This window comes from Micromonospora sp. M51 (genome assembly GCF_018070305.1).
Classification (GTDB): domain Bacteria; phylum Actinomycetota; class Actinomycetes; order Mycobacteriales; family Micromonosporaceae; genus Micromonospora; species Micromonospora parva.
This window is the reverse complement of the sequence record NZ_JAGPXZ010000729.1, coordinates 1-3,024: the sequence shown is the minus strand read 5'-3', so window position 1 is coordinate 3,024 and position 3,024 is coordinate 1. Positions and strand designations below refer to the sequence as shown.

The 3,024-nt window shown below is 69.7% G+C and carries 3 protein-coding genes; 1 reads left to right on the top strand and 2 read right to left on the bottom strand.

The genetic code is table 11. The features are described from left to right. Both KBX53_RS27780 and KBX53_RS27775 read right to left on the bottom strand, forming a co-directional pair. A partial coding sequence (locus KBX53_RS27780; RefSeq protein ID WP_305797980.1) for a beta-ketoacyl synthase N-terminal-like domain-containing protein occupies nt 1–662 on the bottom strand: 662 nt, incomplete at its 3' end. 81 nt (nt 663–743) lie between these two features. Then, nucleotides 744–1,532, bottom strand: coding sequence for an AfsR/SARP family transcriptional regulator (locus KBX53_RS27775; RefSeq protein WP_051708209.1), 789 nt, complete (start codon nt 1,530–1,532; stop codon nt 744–746). Between the two features lie 233 nt (nt 1,533–1,765). Between KBX53_RS27775 and metK the strand changes: the two genes are divergently transcribed. Continuing rightward, nucleotides 1,766–2,953 carry a methionine adenosyltransferase gene (gene metK, locus KBX53_RS27770; RefSeq protein ID WP_210862480.1) on the top strand — a complete coding sequence of 396 codons (1,188 nt, stop codon included), beginning with the start codon at nt 1,766–1,768 and terminating at the stop codon, nt 2,951–2,953. The last annotated feature ends 71 nt before the right edge of the window (nt 2,954–3,024 follow it).

The following is a 3,024-nucleotide window of genomic DNA, read 5'->3' as shown; positions in this document are numbered from 1 at the left end:
TCGTTGCGGGCCGTGGTCGCCTTGATGGCGTCGAAACAGGCCACCGTGATCGGCGAGATCGGGGCGTCGGTCGCGCCGGCGATCATCACGTCGGCCGAGCCCTCTCGGATCAACTCCCGGGCGTGACCGACGGAGTCGAGACCGGACGTGCAGCCGGTGGAGATCACCGTCGCCGGACCTTCCGCGCCGACCGACCACGCCACCTCCCGGGCGAACGAGCTCGGCACCAGGTAGTCGTAGAGGTGCGGAGTGGCGTACCGGTGGTCGGTCAGCCATTTCCGGCCGCCGTCGCTGACCACGACGTACTCCTCTTCGAGGCTCATCGTGGCCCCGACCGCCGTGCCGACGCTGACCCCGACCCGGGTCGGGTCGGCGGCCTCGAAGCCGCTGTCGGCGAGCGCCTCGCGGGTGCAGACCACTGCCATCTGGGCGGCCCGGTCCATCCGGCGGACCTCCTGCGGCGACAGGCCCTCGGCGACCGGGTCGAAGTCGGCCTCCGCGGCCACCCGCGACCGGAACGGGGTCGCATCGAAGAACGACAGGGTACGGGTGGCCGTACGGCCAGCGGTCAACAGTTCCCAGAACGCCTTGGTGCCCAGTCCGCCGGGGGCGATGACGCCTGTCCCGGTGATGACCACCCGACGGTCGGATGTGCTCGTCATGGAAGACCTCCTGGCCGCGATGTCCGTGTGAAAGCTAGGGACGGCCGGTCGAACGGCGCTGGAGCGTCGGTCGAGGGCCTGTCACGAGGCCCTGGCGAGCCCCGGGCGCAGTGGCCCGCCGGCGGCCAACACCTCCCGCTGGAGCCGCTGGAGGTCAGGCGAAGGGTCCAGGCCCAACTCCTCACTGAGCACCCGGCGCAGGTGGTGGTACGCCTGCAACGCCTCGCCACGGCGTCCGGACCGGCTGAGCGCCACGATGAGCTGGCGGTGGAACCACTCGTTGAGCGGGTACGTGCCCACCAGATAGCGCAGCTCGCCGATCAGCTCGCGGTGCCGGCCGAGCGTGATGTCGGCCTGGATGCGCAGCTCCAACGCCCGGATCCACTGCTCCTGCAGGTGGATCGCGTGCGCCTCAAGCGCCGGCCCGAACGTCACGTTGGCGCCCACCGGCCCCGTCCACATGGCCAGCGCCCGCCGCAGCACCTCGGCGCCCTCCTCGGGGCGGTCCGACTCGATGTGCGTACGGCCCTGGTCGAGCAACGTCTCGAACACCTCGGCGTCGAGTTGACCCGGCTCCACCCGCAACAGGTAGCCGCGGGCGCGGCTCTCCAGCACGGTCCGGTCCGGGGTCTCTATGCCCTCTTTCGCGAAGAGCTTGCGCAGGTGGTAGATGTAGGTCTGCACAGTGGTGACAGCGCTCCGCGCCGGATCGTCACCCCACAGCTCCCGGATGATCGAGTCGACCAGCACGACCCGGTTGGCCCGCATCACCAGTAGCGCCAACACGGTCCGCACCTTCGGCGGCGTCGGCGTGCAGATCCGGCCCTCGTGGATCACTTCCAGCGACCCGAGGATCTCGTACCTGACCACAGTGGTTCCCCCATTTCGCAGAGCACTCGTCGAGACGCTCTCAAGCTATGGAGGTGGCGGAGTGGGTCGGAACGACCGCGCGTAGCGACATCGCGGGTTCTTCCGAGGATCGATGCGTGTCGAAAGTTGTACGGCGGATACCCCTTTGATCGCTCGATGCTTCCTCCAGGCAACCTCCACCGCAGGAGGGAAGACTCGCCGGGCCCGCACGCTCCCTGGGTTAGGAGTCACACATGTCGCGCCGCCTCTTCACCTCCGAGTCGGTCACCGAAGGTCACCCCGACAAGATCGCCGATCAGATCAGCGACGGCATCCTCGACGCGCTACTGGCGCAGGACCCGCACAGCCGGGTCGCCGTCGAGAGCCTGATCACCACCGGTCAGGTCCACGTCGCGGGCGAGGTCACCACGCAGGCCTACGCCGACATCCCGCGCATCGTGCGGGAAACCGTCCTGGGTATCGGCTACGACTCGTCGAAGAAGGGCTTCGACGGCGGCTCCTGCGGCGTCAGCATCTCGATCGGCGCCCAGTCCCCCGACATCGCGCAGGGCGTCGACACGGCGATCGAGCTGCGCGACGGCTCGTCCGGCGGCGGGCTCGACGCCCAGGGCGCCGGCGACCAGGGCATGATGTTCGGCTTCGCCTGCTCGGAGACGCCGGAGCTGATGCCGCTGCCGATCGCGCTGGCCCACCGGCTGGCCCGTCGCCTGGCCGCCGTCCGCAAGGACGGGACGGTGCCCTACCTGCGGCCCGACGGCAAGACCCAGGTCACCGTCGAGTACGACGGCCTACGCCCGGTACGGCTCGACACCATCGTCGTCTCCACGCAGCACGCGGCCCACATCTCCCTCGACGAACTGCTCACCCCCGACATCCGCGACCACGTGATCACGCCGGAGTTGGAGGCGCTCGACCTCGACACCGAGGGCTACCGGCTGCTCGTCAACCCCACCGGCCGGTTCGAGATCGGTGGCCCGATGGGCGACGCGGGCCTGACCGGACGAAAGATCATCGTCGACACCTACGGCGGGTACGCCCGCCACGGTGGCGGCGCGTTCTCGGGGAAGGACCCGTCGAAGGTCGACCGGTCGGCGGCGTACGCGATGCGGTGGGTGGCGAAGAACGTGGTCGCCGCGGGCCTGGCGGAACGGTGTGAGGCGCAGGTCGCCTACGCGATCGGCAAGGCCCACCCGGTGAGCCTGTTCGTGGAGACGTTCGGTACGGAGACGGTGCCGCTCGACCGGATCGAGAAGGCGATCGCTGAGGTCTTCGACCTGCGCCCCGCGGCGATCATCCGGGACCTGGACCTGCTCCGCCCGATCTACAAGCAGACGGCGGCCTACGGTCACTTCGGCCGGGAACTCCCGGACCTGACCTGGGAACGCACGGACCGCGCCGCGGACCTCAAGGCCGCCTGTTGAGGGATTTCCCCGGTCACTAGCGCGACGGCCGACGAGGGCGTGGCACCAACCGGTCGTGTGGCAGCGTCACC

What these genes read in the sequence shown, in the direction of transcription:
- metK (WP_210862480.1), top strand. Translation starts at nt 1,766, where the DNA reads ATGTCGCGCCGCCTCTTCACCTCCGAGTCGGTCACCGAAGGTCACCCC.